Origin of the sequence: Metabacillus endolithicus, from assembly GCF_023078335.1 — a bacterium.
Lineage (GTDB): Bacteria > Bacillota > Bacilli > Bacillales > Bacillaceae > Metabacillus > Metabacillus endolithicus.
In genome coordinates this window covers 4,534,605-4,556,143 of the sequence record NZ_CP095550.1, presented here as the reverse complement: position 1 = coordinate 4,556,143, position 21,539 = coordinate 4,534,605, and the positions used below count along the sequence as shown (strand labels likewise).

The following is a 21,539-nucleotide window of genomic DNA, read 5'->3' as shown; positions in this document are numbered from 1 at the left end:
GATGTAAACTATTCAAAGAAGTAGCCAAAAAATTTCTTCACTTTATTTACCTTTTTATCTTCTTGTTGTTGCTGAGGTTTTGTACGCTGCTGTTGCGGTTCCTTTGTTGCTGCTACTTCTACAGCATCAACAGTAACGTTTGAACCTATTTTTCTACCTTGAATTTTCGCATTCTTATATGCAAATTGAATCAAGCCTACACCCGTCATATATTGAGGTTCTCTGACACCAATATAATCCGGACTTGCAATTCTTACACTATTCTGAAGAACAACTTGTCCTAATTCAAGTACTCCGGGCATTCTAACTGTACCCCCGGTTAGAACAAAGCCGCCAGGTAATTCTCCAATCCCTAATCTTCTTAGCTCATGTAAGATAAGCTCATATAACTCTTCTAAACGAGCTTCGATAATGTCCGCAACTTCTAATTGGTTAAAAGTTCTTTTCTGATCTGATCCAATAACTGCTGCTTCAAAAATTTCATCCTCTGAAGCATGATCATAAAAGGCATGTCCATATTTTAGCTTTATACGTTCCGCTTCATCGGTAGTTGTACGAAGACCTATAGACAAATCTTTCGTAATGTGCTCACCACCGACAGGCAAGACAGTCGATGCAATCAGGTGATTTTGTTCAAACACTGCAATTGTAGTGGATCCCCCACCGATTTCAACTAGTGCAACACCCAGGTTTTTCTCATCTTTTGATAATGCAACAGATCCTGCAGCTAGAGGTTGTAAACAGATATCAGTTATTTCAAGGCCTGCACGCTCTACACAACGCAATAAATTATGTAAGATCGTTTTAGATCCAGTAATAATGGTACCTTCCATTTCCAAACGAACCCCAAGCATTCCTCTTGGATCATTGATTTCATCTAGTCCATCTACAATAAATTGTCTTGGAATAACATCGATTATTTCTCGTTCAGGTGGAATTGAGATAACTTGAGCAGCTTCAATAACTCGTCTTACATCTTCATTTGATATTTCTCTATTCTCACTCGAAACAGCTACAACTCCGTGGCAATCCTGTAATTGTACATGATTTCCTGTAACACCTACTACCACTCTCGTTAAGGAGATTCCAACCATTCTCTCGGCCTGCTCAACCGCTTTTTTTATAGAATGAACTGTTTCGTCTATATCAACTATAGACCCTTTTCTTAATCCTTCTGATTTTACATTACCTACACCAATAATGTTTAAAGCATCATTCGTCATTTCACCAATAATTACTTTAACACTGGATGTACCGATGTCAAGACTTACAAATAGTTCATTGCTGTTCATTCTAAGGCACCTCCCCATCTATCACTTTCTATTCTATTCTTTGCAGAACAACATGACAATGAATCTAGTTTTACAGGTTTGTAACAAAAATATTATTTAAATATTTGCTTGATTTCTGCTTTACTAGTGTTTATTCGTCAAATACTTAATTTTTCCTTTTTATTATTCAATTTTTTTCACTTTTTCCCTAGAATTAGACCATTTCGTAATAAGAATCCTTCTTATTACTGCTATATTTTGAAATAGCCTTACTCCAAAGGCAAACATTGCAACTAAATACAAGTCTACACCAAGATGGACACCTAGAAAAGCTAAACTTGCAGCTAAAATGATGTTAAAGAAAAATCCAGAAACGAACACCATTTCATCATAGATATCCTGAAGATGTGCACGAATTCCTCCTAACAGTGTATCAAGTGCTGCTAAAATTGCAATTGATAAATAATTGGAATACTCAGGGGGAATACGCAACTCCGATACTAGACCTAAAAAGACACCGAGAATCAGTCCTAAAATTGGCAGCCACATATTATCCTCCCCCTTTATCTGATGATTCTACAGGTTTCATATTCCGAACTCGAATTGGATCTTCATAAGGAGGAATCGTTAACTGTTCAATTGGGTCTGATATCGTTAACTTAAGATTATCTATAGCAAAATCTTCATCAGTATTCGAAGCATTCATTCTGTTATAAAGCTTTTCCACATTATCTGAAATGACGTTTATCTTTATAGGAAAACTGTTTAAGCTAAAATTATCCATCTTAGTTTGACCATTGATATCTCTTATGACAGTCGAATTAATAACCCTTCTGCCTTCTATTGAGATCTCTTTTGCTCCATAAGAATTGAGTTCATTAATTAACCGTTTTAAAAGCTCTGGTGAAATATTTTGTATTTCTACTCCAAGTAATTCTTCTGAAAACAATCGATCAATTGTAATCGTTATGCCCTCTCCAGAAATCTCGGTTAAACCAACTTCTTCCTTTAAAACTGCCAAGGTCTCTTTCAAGGCTGTTTCTGGATTCGAATTTTCTTGCTTCTTATAAGACTCAATAATTTCATCATATTTTCGTATCTCATTAAGAAGCTCCGCTTGAAGTTGTTGCTCTTTTTTTAAATCTTCCCTAAGCTGCCACATATCACGCGTATCTCTTTCCACTGGTTCTTTAATTGTTTGAAACTGAATTCCAAGCATTAAACCAAAGATCATTGTTAGCAAAGCAAAACTAAGACCCTTTATCCAACTTTTTTGTTTCACACCAACCACCTATCTAAACAATAATCCGTTAGTGAAACATCGTATTACTTTCCTATGACGAAGCTTTTTTTCTTGTAGAAGTGGCTCCATCTTAATATTTTCTAGTTTTTCTAAAGTTACCACAACATTATCATAGGAAAGCTGATCTACAATTCCACCAGTAATATTCAATGCAGGTAATAAAACATTTGGGTCCCCAATCGCTGATATCACAAAAGGTGCAGGGAACTGATTTCCATCAACTGTCACAACTGGTCCATTGCAATATATATACGAATGACTTGATAACCTTTGACCGTTAATTGAGATAGCATCTGCTCCCGAGATATAAAGTTCATTAATAACACTAAACAAATGACTCTCATGCACGATATAATTGTTTACATTTTCTCCTTCAGGGACGTAAGAGGAATCTTCTAATGTTACTTGTATCCCTTTACCTTGAACTGCTATATCACCAACATACATGCGATACTTTTCAACATCTTCTACAAGATTGTAATACACCTGTTTTTGATCCTTTAGAGATTCTTCAATTTCTTTCACTTCTTCTTGTTTTTTGAAAAGTTCTTTTTGGAGATCTCGGTTTATTTCTTCTTTTGAAATAAGTTGTGATCTAATTTCATATTCTTTATCCCATTGTTCGGTAGTTATCTCTTGGTTTCGATTACTTTCCCTTGTCAGCTGATAAGAATATGAAAACAGAAAACCTGCAACTAAGAGAATGAGAGAAAAAATCACATAACTACCCCTCAGTTTCATCTTGAGCTTCATCCCCCTCTTCCTTTGACTCTATTGGTGTATAAGATTCAAAATAAGAGCCTACTTCCAGATGAATGATTCCTTTACTGTTCTCGTCCAGCTGACTTACTATTTTAGTGTAAGTATTCATTTTCTTTGAAAATGTACGAACAGATGCCATTACTTCATAACCATCATTCATATAAAGATGAACTAACCAAGGATCTGTTTTATTAGGAGCATGATGAATTTCTGAAATTGAGTTTAAGATACTGGGAGATAATTTTTTCAACTCATTTATCATCTCATTAACATCTTTCTCCTGATTCCAGTTTATCAGTACCGGTGCATCTGCCGGTACTTTCACAGTACGGTCCTTCAGAACTTGTCCATTTTCAAGAATCGGCTTATATACACCATTCTCTTCTAGATAAGCAATACTGTCATACTCATCAACCTGCAAGACAATATGGTTAGGAAACTTTTTTTCCACAGTGGCTTGTTTTATTTGTAAATGCTCCTCAATCAACTGACTAGTCTTTGTTGTATTGATATTCCAAAACCCATTAGAAGTTGTAATTTTACTCATTTCAATGATCTTTTCCGACTCAACATGTACATTTCCTTTTACTGTTATACTTGAGACTTTACTTAAGGGAGACTGAAAATAAATAACAAGTAAAATTAATAGAAAAAAGATTGAAAGGAATGAAATAAGTCTTCGATTAGTCTTCTGTTTTCGCTGCTGCTGTAGTTTTGGTATGCGATCTTCTAACGAAACAACCTTTTTCTCCAATCGTTTTCACCCCACCCTAGTAGTTCCCTCTAGGTAGATTTCTTGCACAATGTTATAGCAAATCATCACAGTATGTAAAGTAATGAAATGAATCCTATTTATAAAAGATTTTCCCCACTTACACACTGAAACGGCATTTAAAAATGCCGTTTAAGAATAAACTAAAATTGTTCAGCAATTTTTATAAAGACATTATAACACAATAAAAGGAAATAATGGGGAGTAATGTGACTATTTCCGACCTATTATTTCAACTTCAGTTTCCATTGTCACATCATACTTCTCAAGAATCGTTTCTTTAATATAATTTATTAAATCCAATACATCCTGAGCAGTTGCTCCTCCGGCATTAACAATAAAATTACCATGCATTTCTGAAACTTTAGCACCACCGATTTGATATCCTTTTAGAGTTGCTGCTTCAACTAATTGACCTGCATAATTAGGAAGTGGGTTTCTGAAGATACTCCCTGCGCAAGGATAATTCCAAGGTTGTGTTTCTCTTCTGTAATCTTTATTCTTTTGCATGATCGCAACAATTTCTTCTTTTTCACCCTTTTTAAGTTGCAGAACTGCTTCTATACAAATACCTGGTCTTTTCGTCTGAAGAATTGAAGTTCGATAAGAAAACTCCATTTCTTCATTTGTCAGCCATTCCATCGTTCCATCTTCAAATAATACTAGAGCTTTCATAAGAATTTTTGACATGTCTGACCCATGTGCCCCTGCATTCATATAAACAGCTCCACCTATTGAACCAGGAATACCACTGGCAAATTCCAAACCTGATAAACCCTTCCTACTAATGAGTGTTGCAAGCTTTACAATAGAATATCCTCCGCCAACCGTTAATACATCTTCATCTAACTCAAAATGATCAATTCCAGTTCCAAGCTTAATAACGACCCCATCTATTCCTTTATCAGAAACAAGAAGATTAGAGCCCCTTCCTATCACTGTCCATTTAGCTCCATATTCTTTTATTATTTTTATCGCCTTACTTAGGCTTTCACTGTCTTTAGGTTCCAATAGAATATCTGCAGGACCACCTATTCTTATTGTTGTATGTTTTGCTAAAGGTTCATCTACAAGAACTTTCCCAATTTCTGCAGTTGTTAATGCTTCATATAACGTAGTCATAATTTACCTCCTCAGGTCAGTTTATCTCTGTTGTTACTTAGAAAGTTCTTTTAGGACTGAATAAAGTCTTAACGCAGCATCAGGAATACCTAGTTTCTTTGATGCTTGCTTCATTTCTTTCAGTTTAATTTCATTAAGTAAAACTCCATCAATTTCCGTGAGTAATTTATCACCATTTAATTCTTGCTCTTTTAGCGTAATTGCTGCATGATGATCACTTAATGATCTTGCGTTTACTTCTTGATGATTAGCCGTTACATAAGGACTTGGAATGAGTATGCTAGGCAACCCCAAAGCTGTAATTTCTGCAAGTGAGGTAGCTCCGGCTCTCGATACAATCAAGTCCACTGCCGCTAATACTTCCGGCATATTGTGTATAAATGGTTTTATTATCACGTTCTCAGAACTGTTTCCTTTTTTTACTTCATTCATTACTTTTTCATAATGTACTTCACCGGTGACGTAAACAATTTGATATGGCTTTTCAGCAAGAGATGGAATCATTTCTAAAACAGCATCATTAATAGCTTTAGCTCCCCTGCTTCCCCGAAAATCAGCACTGTCTTTTTGTCTTTAATCAAACCGACTGAATGTCTCCCTTTATCGGCATCTTGACCCAGCACCTCTGAAGCACGTGGATTACCGGTTAATACAACTTTATTCGCAGGAAAATGTTTTCTTGCTTCTTCAAAACAGATGGCAACTTTGTTAACATATCGAGACAAAAACTTATTTGTTATGCCAGGTAAACTATTTTGTTCATGAATAACTGTTGGAATCTTCATTTTAGCCGCCGCATAAACAACAGGTCCACAAACATATCCTCCTGTTCCAATAACAACATCTGCATTAAACTCTTTTAAATATTTTTTACTAACAGAAACTGCTTTAAGAAATCTTGTAACAGTTTTCACATTTTCAAAGGAGATCTTTCTTTTAAATCCGGATATTTCCACAGATTTAAATGGTATGTTAGCTCTGTTTACAATATTTTGCTCAAGTCCATTTTCTGTTCCGATATATAGAAATTCTACATCTGAATGATGCTTCTTAATTTCATTTATTAAAGCGAGTGCTGGATAGATATGACCACCAGTTCCGCCACCACTTACAACTACTTTCATACTTGTTCCCCCATTTGAATGGATTCTTATTATAATATGTACGTACTCTCAACTACTAGGTTACAAGTAAACTAGTAGTTGTATAGAAACACATATGTAAAACTATGAAGGCTGACCTTTTAAGGACTGCTTAGAGGTTAAAACCCCTAGTCTGTCACTTACCAACGTCAGCCTCGATACTTACTATTTTATATGATAAACAACCTATAATGAAACTAAAATTAGCCTTTTAATGGACCTAATACTTTGAGTATCTGCTCACATTTAGTAAGACACCCATCGCCATTAACATTAATGTAAGGGAAGATCCTCCATAACTTAAGAATGGAAGAGTAATACCTGTTACAGGCATTAGCCCAGTTACAACACCAATGTTAATCATAACCTGAATAGCTACCATTGTAATAATTCCAATAGCCAAGAAGCTACCATATAAATCAGGGGCTCCTAACGCAATTCGTACCCCTCTCCATAAAAGTAAACCAAACAATAATATAACTAATGACCCACCAATAAAACCAAGCTCTTCAGCTAAAATGGCAAAAATGAAGTCAGTTTGTGGCTCAGGTAAATAAAAGAATTTCTGCCTGCTTTGTCCTAACCCCTGACCAAAGAGACCTCCAGGGCCAATCGCATACAAAGATTGAATGATTTGGAACCCACTGCCTAGTGGATCTTCCCATGGATCTAAAAATGATGTAATCCTTTTAATTCTGTATGGTGCTGAAAGAACAAGAGCAACAAATCCCGCAACACCTAAAAGACCCAGCCAAGCAAAATGCACCACTCTAGCTCCCGAAACAAATATCATCACGATACATGTCCCTACCATAACTGTCCCTGTTCCTAAGTCAGGTTGAAGCATAATGATCCCAAATGCAGTGAAAACGAGTCCAAGAGAAGGGACTAATCCTTTTTTAAACGAGGTAATTTTCTTTTGATTTTCAGATAGAAACTTTGCTAAGAAAGCAATCATCGCCAATTTCATAAACTCTGATGGCTGGATCGAAAATGCACCAACACCAATCCAACTTCGAGAACCATTACGCTCCATCCCTATGCCAGGTATTAATACTGCAATTAAAAGAAAAAAACAAATGATAATTAACATTTTTGACCATGTCCGCCATGTCCAATAGTCAACGTTCATAATAAAAAACATGGCTATAACACCAACACCTGCAAATAACAATTGGCGCTTCGCAAAAAAGAAGGAATCATCAAACTTATATGTTGCCCAAACTGCACTTGCACTATATACCATGATTAGTCCAATTGTTAAAAGAAGTAATGTTAGAATAACCAATATAAAATCTGGTGTAGACCTTTTTGCTGTCAACGCCGAACACCCCTGTATCAAATTTATTAAGGGCTGTAGCATAGACTGCAATTAATTATTCGTACAAGCCCTTAGTTAAGCTTATGCACGGCTTGAATAAAAATGTCTCCTCTTTCCTCAAAAGTTTTATATTGATCCCAACTTGCGCATGCTGGAGACAATAAGATTACATCTTCTTTTTCGGAAACATTAAACGCCGTCAATACTGCTTTTTCTACATTATCGACACGTTTAATTTGTTCTATTCCACTTTCTCTGGCAATTCTTTCAAGCTTAGGTGCAGTTTCCCCAAATAAAATCATAGCCTTTACATGATGTAAAAATGGTTTTAATTCATCGAATTCATTACCTCTATCAAGGCCTCCTGCCAATAAGATGGTAGGTGTTTTAAATGCACTAAGCGCTTTACTTGTTGCTAATATATTTGTTGCTTTTGAATCGTTATAAAAACGACGCCCCCGAAGAGTATCTACATATTGCAACCTATGTTTAACACCGTTAAAAGTCGTTAAAACCTTGTAAATAGATTCGTTAGAAACTCCTCTTAGCTTGACAGCAGCAATAGCAGCCAGAATATTTTCTAAATTATGTTCTCCCGGCAGTACGATATCTTTTAAGGAAACAATCTTCTCACCTTTATAAAAAATTGATTCATCTAAGAGGTAAACTCCATTATCTATAACTTCTGTAGTTGAGAAAAATAATTTTTGTGCCTTTGATCTTTCAGAGCATTCACAAACTTCTTTATCATTTAAGTTTACAATCGACACATCTTCCTCAGTTTGGTTTTCATAGATCTTTCCTTTAGCATAAACGTATTCTTCTTTGGTACCATGATAATCTAAATGGGCATCAAAAATATTTAATATCATGGCAATGGATGGTTTAAAATCAATTGTTCCAAGAAGTTGAAACGACGATAATTCCATAACTATAACATTTTCTTTTGTGGCTTTTTGAGCAACTTCACAAGCTACTGTACCAATATTACCTGCAATTAAAGGTTGTTTTCCATCCTCTTTTAACATTTCAAAGATAAGGGTTGTTGTTGTTGTTTTACCGTTTGAACCGGTTATTGCGATAATGTCTGCCTCTGAAATCTTATAAGCAAGTTCAACTTCCGTGATGATAGGAATATTCTTTTCCTTGGCAAGAACTAAAAGAGGATTAGAGTAGGGAATCCCTGGGTTTTTCACAATAATATCGATTGAAAAATCATCTAGTAAAGAAAGAGGGTGTCCGCCACCAACAACATCAATTCCATTGTTTTTTAATTCTTTTACAACGGGGTCTTCATCAGTCGCCTTTAAATCATTTACAGTAACTGTTGCACCCAGCTTGTGTAACAATTTAGCGGCCGCTAAGCCGCTTTTTGCCAATCCTATTACCAATACATTTTTATGTAAGTAATCATTAATGTTTTTCAATTACAACCACACCTCAATATAAATTCCAAGTACTGCAAAAATTAAGCCAATCGTCCAAAATGTAACAACAACTCTCCACTCTGACCACCCTACTAATTCATAGTGATGATGAAGAGGACTCATCTTAAATACTCTCTTCCCAGTTGTTTTAAAAGAAATAACTTGAATAATAACTGATAAAGTCTCAATGACGAAAACTCCGCCAATTAAAACTAATAAAATTTCAAGCTTTGTTAAAATCGCTATTGTTACAATGGCACCTCCAAGTGCTAGTGAACCTGTGTCTCCCATAAATACTTTTGCAGGATGTGCATTAAACACTAAAAACCCGAGGACAGCTCCAACAACAGCTACCGAAAAAATGGCAACATCGTATTGCGATTGATTCCAAGCCAAAACAGCAAATGCCCCAAAAGCGATAGCAGCAGTACCTGATAACAATCCATCTAAACCATCTGTTAAGTTTACTGCATTAGATCCTCCCACTAACATAAATACAACGAGGATAATATAAATTTTAACCAAGGTCTAAAGAAAAAGTTGTTCCAGGTATCCCTATTTCTGTTGAAAAGCCATACTGTGTGAAGACAAGGTAAAATATAATAGCAATAATCACTTGCCCAAGAAGTTTTTGTCTTGAAGTTAAACCAAGATTTCGTTTCATAACAACCTTGATAAAATCATCCAAAAACCCTAACAAACCGTATCCGAATGTTACAAACAACAATAAATACATCTCAACACTAAGTTGCGAAAATTTCCCTGTCATAACAATTGTTGTAATAATGATCGAAATAATGATCATTACACCACCCATTGTTGGGGTACCCGATTTTTTTTGATGAGATTTAGGTCCTTCTTCTCTAATACTTTGACCAAACTTCAGCCTTCTTAAAAACGGAATAATGATTGGGGAAAGTAATACACTGATTAAGAATCCCATAACGATTGTAAATAAAATTACTTGCTCTAACATGCACACACCTCCCCACAGAATACTAAGTCATTAGAATATACAAGCGTATCTTTTACGAGATTATCATATGAGGTATTTTTCTGAATATGTTCTTCTAAACTGTTTTTCTTCATCTTATCAACTTCTCTTTCTTCCTTTGTACCTATTCTTATGAAAGGTCTTGGTCATTCACTACAAATTTAATGTATTTATTGCATTTAATGCGATTTCCTTATCATCAAAATCAAAAACTTTATTACCTATTATCTGATATGTTTCGTGGCCTTTTCCTGCAATTAGAATTACATCACCTTTTTGAGCTTTTTTAACAGCATAGGATATAGCTTCTTCTCTACTGATAATAGATGTGTACTGGTTACCCGCTACACCTTCTTCCATCTCCTGAAGAATGACTTGCGGATCTTCACTTCTTGGGTTATCAGATGTAAAAACGGGTTCATCACTATATGTTACCGCGATTTTAGCCATTAAAGGTCTTTTTGTTTTATCCCTGTCTCCCCCACATCCTACAATACAAAAGATGCGCCCCTCTGCAAATTGTTTAACAGTTTTAAGAACATTTTCTAGGCTATCAGGTGTATGTGCGTAATCAACAATAACGGTATAATCCTGCCCACCATCAACTAATTCAAAACGTCCTCGTACCCCCTCCATCGATTCAATAGCTGTAACAATCGTATCTAAATCAACAGACGAAGCAAGTGAAGCAGAAACAGCAGCTAACACGTTATACACACTGAACTTTCCAACCATTTGAATTGTAACATTGCGTGTACCAACAGGTGTTACGAGTTGAAACATTGTACCTTTAGATGTCATTTTTATGTTTTCTGCTTTAATATCTGCCGGACGATCGATACCATAGGTTAAGATTTTTGCGGATGTCATTCGTTTAAATTCTTCAGATGCCTCTTCATCTTCATTTAAAACAGCAATCTTTAGATCATTATGATCAAACTTATTACCAAGTTGAGCAAACAATAGTCCTTTAGCATACTTATATGCTTCCATTGTTTTATGGTAGTCTAAATGATCTTGTGTTAAGTTCGTAAACACAGCAACATTGAAATCACATCCATGAATTCTTCCAAGATGAAGGGCATGTGATGACACCTCCATAATAGCGTGTGAAACATTTTGTTCCTTCATTTCGGCAAATGTCTTTTGCAATGTTAGACTTTCAGGAGTTGTGTTTTTAACTTCTTTTTGTTCATCACCAATTTTTATGTACATTGTCCCAATAAGACCTGTTTGCTTTTTTGCTTCATTGAAAATTTTCTCAATAATATGTGTTGTTGTTGTTTTTCCATTAGTACCAGTAACACCTATCAGGTGCATGGAATGAGTTGGCTGTCCATAAAAAATATCAGCTAATACAGCCATTGATCTTTTAGTATCTTTTACAACAATAACAGGAACATCTAAGTCTAAGTTTCTTTCAGCGAGTATAGCTACTGCACCCTGATCTACAGCCTTTTGTGCAAAATCATGACCGTCAACCGTGTAACCCTTTATACATATAAATAAACTACCGGGCTTAACTTCTCTAGAATCCATTTCTAAAGATGAGATGGTAGGGTTCTTTAAAGATAGAAGTGAGTCATCATGTAAAAATGTTAGTAAATCATTTAATTTCATTTTTATTCCTACTTTCATTACAGGGTTTTCCTTTTACAATAAAAGAAATAAACCAACAGTCAAAATATAATTGGTAAAATATTTCTCCGTACTATTTTATCTTACTTAAAAGAAAAGAGCCATCATTCCTTTCAATTTTACGAAAAACATAAATGTTATTATACCAACAGAAAGAAAGCGTGCCAATGCAATTTTTGCAATAGCATGCTCCCTCTGGTTATTCACTTTCTTTCTTTTCTCTATGTTCATCACCTAGGTATACTCTTAAGGTGGATCCTTCTTTAACTTTTACACCTTCATTTGGGGATTGTTGCACAACAACATCTCCTTCGCCCGATACATCAATTTTCAAGTTAACGAATTGCTGAGTTAATTCTTGTTTCGTTAACCCTATAATGTTCGGCACTTCTACTAGTTTTGTGTCCAGCCAATTATACTCTTTCTCAATTTGGCCGTCTCTCGGCTTTACACCTATCTCAGGTAAAACATCACGCATAATGTTTCCTACTATAGGTGCAGCAACAGTTCCACCAAATTGGACCGTTCCCTTAGGATTGTCAACTGCAACATAAACAACAATTTGAGGGTCATCAGCAGGTGCAAATCCAACAAAGGAAACAATATGGTTATTTTCCATATATCGCCCATCTTTTACTTTTTGTGCTGTACCTGTTTTTCCACCAACTCGATAGCCATCAACAAAAGCGTTTCTTCCACTTCCTAATGCAACAACACTTTCAAGAGCATAACGAATTTCTTTTGAAGTTTCTTCAGAAATAACACGTTTTTTTGCATTTGGTGTATTTCGACTAATTACATCACCAGTAACTGGATCCACCCATTCCTTCGCTATATATGGTGTATATAGAACCCCTCCGTTTATAGCTGCAGAAACAGCAGCAACTTGCTGGATCGGTGTAACAGAAACACCTTGACCAAATGCGGTGGTTGCAAGTTCCACAGGTCCTACTTGTTCTGGTTTAAACATAATACCAGTTCCTTCACCTTGAAGATCAATTCCTGTTTTTTGACCAAATCCAAAGTCTTTTATATATTTAAACAGCGTTTCTTCTCCAAGTCTTTGACCAAGCTCTACGAAACCAGGGTTACAAGAGTTTTGGACAACTTCCAGAAATGTTTGATGACCGTGTCCACCTCTTTTCCAACATCGTAATCTTGCTCCATCAACCTCTACCGAACCTGAATCATTAAATTCATCTTTTTCTAGGTTCACTTTCTTTTCTTCCAGTGCTGCAGCTAGAGTAATAATCTTAAATGTAGAACCAGGTTCATAAGTACTCCAAACAGGTAAGTTCCGATTGTAGACCATAGGATCTACTTCTTTAAAATTAGCTGGATCAAAATCAGGCCTGCTTGACATCGCTAATATTTCACCATTGTTTGGGTTCATAGCAATAGCAATAATTCCGTCAGGGTTATAAGTAGCCTGAGTATTATCTAGTTCTCTTTCAATAATTGTTTGAACTCTAGAATCAATTGTTAGTTTTAGATTATTTCCATCAACAGGAGCTGTATAGTCATCCGCTTCATCTGGCATCCTCTGCCCTTTTGCATCTGAATAAAACTTAACATACCCTTTTTCTCCCTTTAATTGCTCATCGTAATATGCTTCTAAGCCTAATAATCCCTGATTATCAATTCCTGCAAAACCAAGAACATGTGATAGATAACTTCCATAAGGATAATACCTGATCGAATCTTCAGCTATATAAACTCCCTTTATATTTAAATCTCTCACTTCATTTGCTTTTTCATGAGAAATTTTTCTCCCCTCAGGATTGATTCTTTCGATAGAAACTCTTTTTGTAATATGTTGATAGGCTTTTTCTTCTGACATATTTAAAACTGCAGCTAATTCTTTTGCAGCCATAGCAGGATCTTCAATTTGTCTTGGTACAACATAAATCGTTGGAGCACTCATATTTGTTGCTAGCTTTACTCCATTTCGATCTAAAATTTCCCCGCGTTCAGGCTCAAATGGAATGTTTCTGCTCCATAAATCTTTGGCTCCCGAAGTGAGTGTATTACCAAGAAAAAATTGAACATACCCTAGACGTATATCAATCACTAAGAAAATTAAAAAACCGAAAAGCAATGTTAAAACAAGACGCTTTCTAACGGTCACATTAGATACCCGCATATATTTTACTCCTCCTTGTCTAGGCTCGTTCAAATATATATGCTTGTACACGAGGAGTTAGAACTGTTTACCATACATTCTAATCTGACAACTCACAAGGATAAATCAAAGAAACTTTTCAATCATTTAAATGTATATGAACATGTAAAATAATTATAGTTGCACTAAGTACAACCGAATTTAATTCGAATAAAAAAAGATTGATCTCTTTTTAGATGAGATCAATCTTAAAATTCATTTTATTCTTGTTCATTGCTTTCTTCAGGCTGTTTTTCACCATTTTCTGTCCCAAGTGATATCGTCAAAACATCGCCTTTCTTTAATAGGCTACCTTTCTTAATACTCTGTTTTATGACGAAACCAGATCCTTCTGCATTCACAGAAATATTCATTATATTTCCTAGTTTCATGACATCCCGTTTAGACCAACCTGTTAAATCTGGCATCTTAACTTCTTCAGATAACTTTAGAAAGACTTTTTCATTTAACATTATTGAAGTATCACCTTCAGGATATTGAGCAATAACTTTTTGTCCATTTCCAAGAATAATTGGAGTTAAACCTAATTTTTTCAATTGATTGTTAGCTTCTGCAAACTTTGTATCTACTAAATCAGGAAGTAACGTGTCTTCATTTGAAGGTTTTACTTGTGTTTCAGTTTCAATTTCTTCTGTAGGTTCAATTTGTAAATATTGAAGGCTGTTTTTCATCACAGTATTAAAAATCATTGAAACTGGAACAGATCCTGCTTGTCCTTCAAGCTTAGGTTTCTGAACAGCTACATATACAATAAGCTCTGGATTATCTTTTGGTGCCATTCCTAAAAACGAAAAAATATGGTTGTCATTTCCTGATAAATACCCTCTTCCATTTGGGTTTGGCATTTGTGCAGTACCTGTTTTACCAGCAACCTGATACCCTTCAATGCTATAAGGTTTTCCCGTACCATTTTCTGAACTTACAACAGTTTCTAAAATATCCAGTGTTTCTTTTGCAGTTTTTTCAGTAATAGGTTGAGAAATTACCTTAGAACTATTCTCTTTTACAACTTCATTAGAATCTTTATCTACTATTTTATCAATAACATAAGGTTTCATCATTTTGCCATTGTTCGCAATCGCTGTTGCTGCTTGTACGAGCTGGATCGGAGTAAAGGCAGATGCTTGTCCAAATGCAGTTGATACCTTATCGATCTCATAGTTATAGTTTATTTTACTTTCAGCTTCGTTTGGCAAATCAATATTAGTTTTTCGTAAATCCAAATTTGTTTAAATATTGATACATTCGATCAGTTCCAAGCATATCTTTAGCAAGAATTGAAAAACCAACATTTGATGACCTTTGTACACCTTCATTAAAGCTGATTGTTCCCCAACCACCTCTTTTATGGTCACGTACAATTGATGGTCCTACCGCATAAGAACCAGATTGGAATGTTGCATTTCCATTATAGACTCCTTCTTCAATTGCTGCTGCTAAAGTAAAGATTTTCATCGTTGAACCCGGTTCAAAAGGATAAGAGATAACATCATTGTAATAAGACGTAATGTTCCTTTTATTTGGGTCAAAACTCGGTCGCTGAGCCATAGCTAGTATTTTTCCGGTCTTCGGATCAGCTACAACAGCAACGATCTTCTCTGGTGAATACTCTTCAACTACTTGATTCATAGAGTCTTCTAAAAAGGTTTGTATTTTCTGATCAATGGTTAAATACACATCTTGACCATTTTTTGGAGCTACTATTTCATCGTCACTTGTTGGTAATTTCCAATTGTAACGATCTTTTTCAAATTTTATGTAGCCATCTTCTTCATGAAGGTATTTCTCTAATGTTTTTTCAAGGCCCATCATTCCGATCGTCTCACCTGTGTCTTCTTGCTTTTGCGCATAACCGATTAAATGAGAAGCAAAAATTCCATTTGGGTAAAATCGTTGTGTATCACGAATGAACGTAATACCAGGAAGCTCCAATTTTGTTATTTGTTCTTTTAAAGTATGGCTAATGTCTCTACCTGCAGATCCAAATTCAACTTGGTATAAATCCTTAGATAAAACCTCTACTATTTCACTTTCTTCCATATTTAATAAAGGTGCTAACTTTTGCGCCGTTTCTTCTACATCAACAACATGCTCTGGATTGTCAGGATCTGTTGTTATTTGATCGTCGAGAATTGCAACTAGTTTATAAGAAGACTTGTCTTCTGCAATAACCTCACCCTTACGATCTAATATTGACCCTCTTGATGCTTCAATCGTTCTTTGACTCTCATAGAGTTCTTCAGCTCTTGCTGCAAGTGCTTGACCATGTGCAGTTCCAGTTGATTGAATATAAAAGAAACGAACAAAAATAACTAAAAATAGCAAACCAAAAATCAACGCTAATAATGCAGCGCCTCTATTCATGTTTATATTTTTATGCGTTAATTTCATAGAAAACCTCCTATGTTGTATGATATCACCTTTACCCGTAATTGGATAGAATAATTGAAGGACTAAGCCCACATGAAACTTACACGGCTTAGTCCCTTTATTTGTTTCTTTATTAATTTTGCACACTTTTTACATTATTTTGATCTAATGTTAACCCTAATTCCTTAGCTTTTTCCCAAATACGATCATATGTACTTAACTCTTCTACTTGAACATGAAGGTCACTGTTTAATTTCGTTTGTTCTTGGATTTTAGCTTCCGTTTTTTGAATCTCCATATTAGCTTGATACACATTATAGGAGTTCGCAACAATTGTAATAGCTCCTAATACAAAGAGAGAAACAAATAATAAAATGAGGAATTTCTCACCTGGGGTTATCGAAGCTCTTCTTGTTCTAATTACAGGTTCTTGTTTAGGGGATTGATTTAGCTGCTCCTGACGTTGTTGTTCTAGTTTAATGGCTAAATTACTCATTTTAGTAACCTCCTTTAAATATCTTTTTCTTTTTAGAACTTTTCAGCAATTCTTAGCTTAGCTGACCGTGCTCGATTGTTTTCTTCCAGTTCTTGTTCTGATGGAAGAATAGGTTTTCTAGTAATAATTTTTATTATAGGCTCATACCCTTCTGGGATATATGGCATATTCCTAGGTAACTCAGGTGGTGTTGCCGCTTCTTTAAAGGCTGATTTACATATACGGTCTTCCAAAGAGTGGAATGTGATAACACTCACTCTTCCTTCAGGCTTTAACAATTCAATTGATTGTTCAATTGCCTCTTCAAATACTTTTAATTCATCATTTACAGCAATTCTTATCGCCTGGAAAATTCTTTTGGCTGGGTGTCCACCTTTTCTGCGTGCAGGTGCCGGAATTGCCTCTTTAATAATTTCAACTAGCTCACCGGTAGTTCGAATTGGCTGAGTTTCTCTGTGACTTTCAATCTTTCTCGCAATTTGTTTAGAGAATTTCTCCTCACCATATCGAAAGAAAATTTTCACTAGTTGTTCGTAAGTCCACGTGTTTACCACTTCGTATGCTGAAATATCTGATTGCTGGTCCATTCTCATATCTAACGGTGCATCATGATGATAACTAAATCCTCGTTCAGGCGTATCTAGCTGTGGGGATGAAACCCCTAAATCAAATAGAATACCATCTACTTTGTCAATTCCTATTTCAGCAAGTTTTTCAGATAGGTAACGAAAATTACTTTTGATTAAGGTTACCTTACCTTTATAATTAGCAAGCTTTTCTTTCGCGTTTTCTAACGCTGTATCATCCTGATCAAAGGCGATTAGATGCCCTTGTTCTGATAACTGTGAAAGCAGATAGCTACTATGACCTGCACCTCCTAGTGTGCAATCAACGTAAATACCATCTTCCTTAATATTTAAGCCATCTACTGTTTCCTTTAGTAACACTGTTGTATGTTTAAACATATGTTGTACCACCTCTTCAAATCTGTTTCAGTTAGAAGGAAGTAAATAATCTCCCCCTAAAATATTGGACTATTCTTAGCTTGTCCATTTTTCTACTCATTCTTTGCTAAAGAGAAGATTATATATCAAAATCAATCATATTTTCCGCAATTTCTTCAAAAGAATCTTCTTGCTCAGCAACATAAGTTTCCCAAATGGACTTACTCCACAGCTCAATCCGATTTGAAACGCCGATCACAACGCATTCTTTTTCTAGTTTTGCATACTGCAAAAGTGGTGTTGCGATATTTACACGACCTTGTTTATCAAGCTCACATTCAGTCGCACCTGAAAAGAAAAAACGGGTAAATGCACGAGCATCTTTTTTAGTTAATGGGAGATTCTTTAGCTTATCTTCAATTATTTTCCACTCACTCATTGGATAACCGAACAAACACTGGTCCAGGCCACGTGTTAAAACGAATGTTTCTCCTAGTCCATCTCTAAATTTTGATGGGACAATCATTCTGCCTTTTATATCAATGGTGTGATGGTATTCTCCCATAAACATGTTCGTTGCCCCCACTTTCTCCCCTTAACTCACCACTTCCCCCACTTATCTCCACATCTTTATTCTACATTTGTTTTCACAAAAAAAAAACCCTGTATTCACAGGATTTTCAAAAAACTTTTATTTATATTTTGACAATTTTATGTGTTCCATTAAAGGAATATGACAAGTTTAGCAATTCTCCTACAAAATTTGGTCCAAACTTGTTTAAATAGTAATAAACATTCCAAACTCTCTCTTGTGGATGTAAATTTGGAAGTAATGATTGTTCAATTGATTTAAACTTTGACAATTGAGCATCATGCTGTTGTTTCTTCCGATTTTCAACAGTTTTATAAATAAAATCAAGGTGTTCCTTAATAAAATGACCATTCTTTTTTAACATTGGCTCTAAGCTTTGATCAATTAACAATGCAGCGTCAACCAACTTAGTATGAATCTCGGAAATTTCTTTTTTAGCTTCCTCAATTAAGGGTGCCATATCAACTGGAGACATTTCCTTGAGAAAGTTGTTTATTGAAGACATTACTCCTTCTTGCAGCACTGTCTCTAATTCCACACCCGTTTCCTTTATGTTTCTGTCTATAGCTCTTTCTAAAATAGTCATTTGCAGCCTTGGAAGAACTGGTGGCATTTTTATATCAAATAATGAAAAAACACCTTTTAATTCAGACCAATATGTTACTTCACCCGGACCTGCAATAAAGGCTAATGTAGGAAATAAATATTCCTGCATTAACGGCCTTGTCACAACATTGTTACTAAATTTTTCAGGATTCGTTTCAATCAAATCAAAAAGTTCCGCTCTGGTAATAGTAAATCCAATTTCACTTACTTCATACTCATTATGACTAATTCTCTCTAGAAGGAAACGCTCCCCGTCATGATGGTAGAAAAGGTTAGCACTGTTATCTGTCATTTCTATAATAGGATGATAATCTAATGATTGCATTTTTTGTTGTTGTTCTTTTACTGCGTCGTAAATTCTCTCATTTTGTTCTAAAATTGATTTGAAATATGATTTTTCCAGCTTTCTTAGCTCATGATCTCCTGAATTAATCAGAACAAGCCCTTTATCCTTAAAAAGATCCATGATTACTTTTTCAAAGAATTCAACATATGTTGAAGACTCTTCAGCAAATTGCTTTAAGGTAGAAATCAATTGATTGGAATAATCTGTTTCTCCAAAAGCCTCAAAAACTTGGTCAATCCAATCAAATGTTTTTTGTTTGTTAAGCTCAAGTTGTGACACAGGTTGTTTTTTTACAGGTGAATCCTTTATTGCAAGCTTTCTTGCTATTTGATTTTTCTCTATAAAAACATGATTGATTTCCACAAAATCATGGTCCTCACCAGCAATCCAAAAAACAGGAATAACAGGAACACCTAATTCCTTTTCTTCTTTCTCAGCAAGTACAATGATTGAAATAATTTTATGTATTGTATACAGAGGACCAGTTAATAAACCTGCCTGTTGCCCCCCAATAACTACAAGGCTATCAGGATTTTTCAATCGTTCTATGTTTTCTAATATTTTTTCATCACTGTTTAAACATCGGTTGGTATAGTTTTTTAAGTAAGTTGCAAGCTCTTCGCGTTGATAAGTACGTTCCCTTAAATCTTCAGCTCTTTCCCTAAAAAGAGAAGATGAATGAACGTTATAATCAAAAAAAGATTCAATATGCAACTTTTTCTCAGTTAAGTCATTAATAAATTGATTTGAAGAGCGCAGGGAGAGTTCAACTATCTCCATATATAAACTTCCTTTCTTGATTAAAGTCATATGTTGTCATTTATGTCCGATTGTACGATGTAACAAGGTGAGTATAGCACTTATGGTAATGAAACAAAAAACCTTTGCTTGAATTCTAGTTCTTTTTAAAATTAAAAACTATAATAGGAATGCACTTTTAAAAACTCCTGTTAAAATACCACCAATGGTAAGAACTACATAGGTTATGAAAAAAAGAAAAAATGAAAGTCTCCACATTTTTTTAATAGCCACATACATAGAAGGCTCCCTCGAACTTTTATATTCAAAGTAATAGACAACCAGTGCTAAAAAAGTAAGTAGTAATATAATATAAAGAAGAAATGATTGCTCAAATATGGTTAACAAATGAAAGTGCACGGATAATATGAAAACTGCTGTTGATAAATCAACAGTCCACAAAATTGTTTTCTTTCCACTAACAAAAATTCGAACAAGAAAATAAATGAATAACAAACTCAATATCGGTAACGTAATCGCCACTGAGACAATCCAAGTAAAGAAACCGCTCATACGCCCTCCTTTCCTCTCTCAATCCCTTTTATTGCTTGATACAGAAATGAAATGCGAGGACAGGATTTTTCATTAGAATGCTCTATCATATATCCGAGAATTGAATCAATTTCGGTTTGTCTACCATTGTAAATATCCTTAAACATAGAAGATTGATTTTCCGAAGTATTTTCACATATAGTTTGCACTTGTTTCCAAGATAATTCTTTATTCTCTATTTTAAGTAGATCGGCCACTTCTTCAAAAAGTTCATAAAAAAGTTTATGAAAATAAGGGTTTGTTAAAAGCTCTCCGTTTTTGACTCTAAAAAGTGCTGTTAGAGGGTTAATGGTAGCATTGACAATTAATTTCTCTTTCAGAATTGTTTCCCAATCAGATTTATGTATAAAAGGAAAAACTTCTGATTGATTTCTTATTAATTGGTTCATTACATCACTTTCACAATCTTTATACATTGAAATTTTTGTTATTCCACTTCCTGTATGATGTACAACAGAATCACTCACTTTTAATGCTCCATGCTCAGATACACCCAATATAAGATTATGATGTGACAAGTGATTCAGAAAACGTAAATGTCCCATGCCATTTTGAAGAAATATAATGGTTCGTGGAGAAAGCCTGTTAAAGTATCGATAATGGAGTTGAGACTGTATTGTTTAACAGTGATTATTAATACTGGCTCTTTATAATTCTTCTCATATGATGCTTCCACTTTCTTCGTTATTTCTGTATTTCCTTGAACCAAAGTAATACCATGTTTATTTATTTTATTTGCTTGTTCTTCCCGTCTGGTATATAAAGTAACTTTATTGGTTTCTGAAAGGTAAAATGAATAAAGTAACCCTAATGATCCAGAACCAATAATTCCAATTTCCATAAACTTCACCTTCTGAAATAAGGCCCCTTAAAGCCAATATATACTTAACAAATCGTTCAC

The 21,539-nt window shown here is 34.9% G+C and carries 15 protein-coding genes and 4 pseudogenes; all 19 read right to left on the bottom strand.

The features are described 5' to 3' along the window. Positions 1-8: 8 nt before the first annotated feature. The 19 genes and pseudogenes from ftsA to MVE64_RS23015 all read right to left on the bottom strand — a co-directional run bounded on the left by ftsA (position 9) and on the right by MVE64_RS23015 (position 21,479). On the bottom strand, positions 9-1,292 hold the full coding sequence (gene ftsA / locus MVE64_RS23105) for a cell division protein FtsA (RefSeq protein WP_231309452.1): 1,284 nt from the start codon (positions 1,290-1,292) through the stop codon (positions 9-11). 162 nt (positions 1,293-1,454) lie between these two features. After that, complete coding sequence (locus MVE64_RS23100; protein ID WP_247341548.1) at positions 1,455-1,820, bottom strand: small basic family protein; 366 nt, start codon at positions 1,818-1,820, stop codon at positions 1,455-1,457. Position 1,821: 1 nt separating this feature from the next. Then, the gene (locus tag MVE64_RS23095) at positions 1,822-2,553 is read right to left on the bottom strand and encodes a DUF881 domain-containing protein (protein WP_345740715.1); all 732 of its coding nucleotides are present in this window, start codon (positions 2,551-2,553) and stop codon (positions 1,822-1,824) included. Positions 2,554-2,562: 9 nt separating this feature from the next. After that, the gene (locus MVE64_RS23090) at positions 2,563-3,309 is read right to left on the bottom strand and encodes a DUF881 domain-containing protein (protein ID WP_247347219.1); all 747 of its coding nucleotides are present in this window, start codon (positions 3,307-3,309) and stop codon (positions 2,563-2,565) included. Continuing rightward, a complete protein-coding gene (locus MVE64_RS23085; protein ID WP_247341546.1) occupies positions 3,299-4,090 on the bottom strand; it encodes a cell division protein FtsQ/DivIB in 792 nt (263 codons plus the stop codon). The genes MVE64_RS23090 and MVE64_RS23085 overlap by 11 nt, the downstream gene beginning before the upstream one ends. A 231-nt stretch (positions 4,091-4,321) precedes the next feature. Then, the gene (murB, locus tag MVE64_RS23080) at positions 4,322-5,230 is read right to left on the bottom strand and encodes a UDP-N-acetylmuramate dehydrogenase (RefSeq protein WP_247341544.1); all 909 of its coding nucleotides are present in this window, start codon (positions 5,228-5,230) and stop codon (positions 4,322-4,324) included. 33 nt (positions 5,231-5,263) lie between these two features. Further along, positions 5,264-6,354: pseudogene (gene murG / locus MVE64_RS23075) on the bottom strand (undecaprenyldiphospho-muramoylpentapeptide beta-N-acetylglucosaminyltransferase). 238 nt (positions 6,355-6,592) lie between these two features. Beyond that, a complete protein-coding gene (spoVE, locus tag MVE64_RS23070) occupies positions 6,593-7,735 on the bottom strand; it encodes a stage V sporulation protein E (protein ID WP_373995112.1) in 1,143 nt (380 codons plus the stop codon). Positions 7,736-7,764: 29 nt separating this feature from the next. Then, positions 7,765-9,120, bottom strand: coding sequence for a UDP-N-acetylmuramoyl-L-alanine--D-glutamate ligase (gene murD, locus MVE64_RS23065; RefSeq protein WP_247341542.1), 1,356 nt, complete (start codon positions 9,118-9,120; stop codon positions 7,765-7,767). Then, positions 9,121-10,096, bottom strand: a pseudogene (gene mraY, locus MVE64_RS23060) (phospho-N-acetylmuramoyl-pentapeptide-transferase). Positions 10,097-10,267: 171 nt separating this feature from the next. Continuing rightward, entirely contained in the window at positions 10,268-11,734 is a 1,467-nt protein-coding gene (locus tag MVE64_RS23055; RefSeq protein WP_247341539.1) for a UDP-N-acetylmuramoyl-L-alanyl-D-glutamate--2,6-diaminopimelate ligase, read from the bottom strand. A gap of 217 nt (positions 11,735-11,951) precedes the next feature. Next, on the bottom strand, positions 11,952-13,895 hold the full coding sequence (locus MVE64_RS23050) for a stage V sporulation protein D (RefSeq protein ID WP_247341538.1): 1,944 nt from the start codon (positions 13,893-13,895) through the stop codon (positions 11,952-11,954). Positions 13,896-14,134: 239 nt separating this feature from the next. Beyond that, positions 14,135-16,325, bottom strand: a pseudogene (locus MVE64_RS23045) (penicillin-binding transpeptidase domain-containing protein). 112 nt (positions 16,326-16,437) lie between these two features. Then, positions 16,438-16,800, bottom strand: coding sequence for a cell division protein FtsL (ftsL, locus tag MVE64_RS23040; RefSeq protein WP_247341536.1), 363 nt, complete (start codon positions 16,798-16,800; stop codon positions 16,438-16,440). 32 nt (positions 16,801-16,832) lie between these two features. Next, positions 16,833-17,765: a 16S rRNA (cytosine(1402)-N(4))-methyltransferase RsmH gene (gene rsmH / locus MVE64_RS23035; RefSeq protein ID WP_247341534.1), complete on the bottom strand. Its 933-nt coding sequence runs from the start codon at positions 17,763-17,765 to the stop codon at positions 16,833-16,835. 118 nt (positions 17,766-17,883) lie between these two features. Continuing rightward, positions 17,884-18,315, bottom strand: coding sequence for a division/cell wall cluster transcriptional repressor MraZ (gene mraZ / locus MVE64_RS23030; protein ID WP_098799612.1), 432 nt, complete (start codon positions 18,313-18,315; stop codon positions 17,884-17,886). 124 nt (positions 18,316-18,439) lie between these two features. Next, positions 18,440-20,068 (bottom strand): bacillithiol biosynthesis cysteine-adding enzyme BshC, encoded by a 1,629-nt coding sequence (bshC, locus tag MVE64_RS23025; protein ID WP_247341532.1) that lies wholly within the window; start codon positions 20,066-20,068, stop codon positions 18,440-18,442. A 138-nt stretch (positions 20,069-20,206) separates the two neighbouring features. Then, positions 20,207-20,599: a DUF3397 domain-containing protein gene (locus MVE64_RS23020; RefSeq protein ID WP_247341530.1), complete on the bottom strand. Its 393-nt coding sequence runs from the start codon at positions 20,597-20,599 to the stop codon at positions 20,207-20,209. Continuing rightward, positions 20,596-21,479 (bottom strand): annotated as a pseudogene (locus MVE64_RS23015) (2-dehydropantoate 2-reductase). Before MVE64_RS23015 ends, MVE64_RS23020 begins: the two are co-directional and overlap by 4 nt. Positions 21,480-21,539 lie beyond the last annotated feature (60 nt).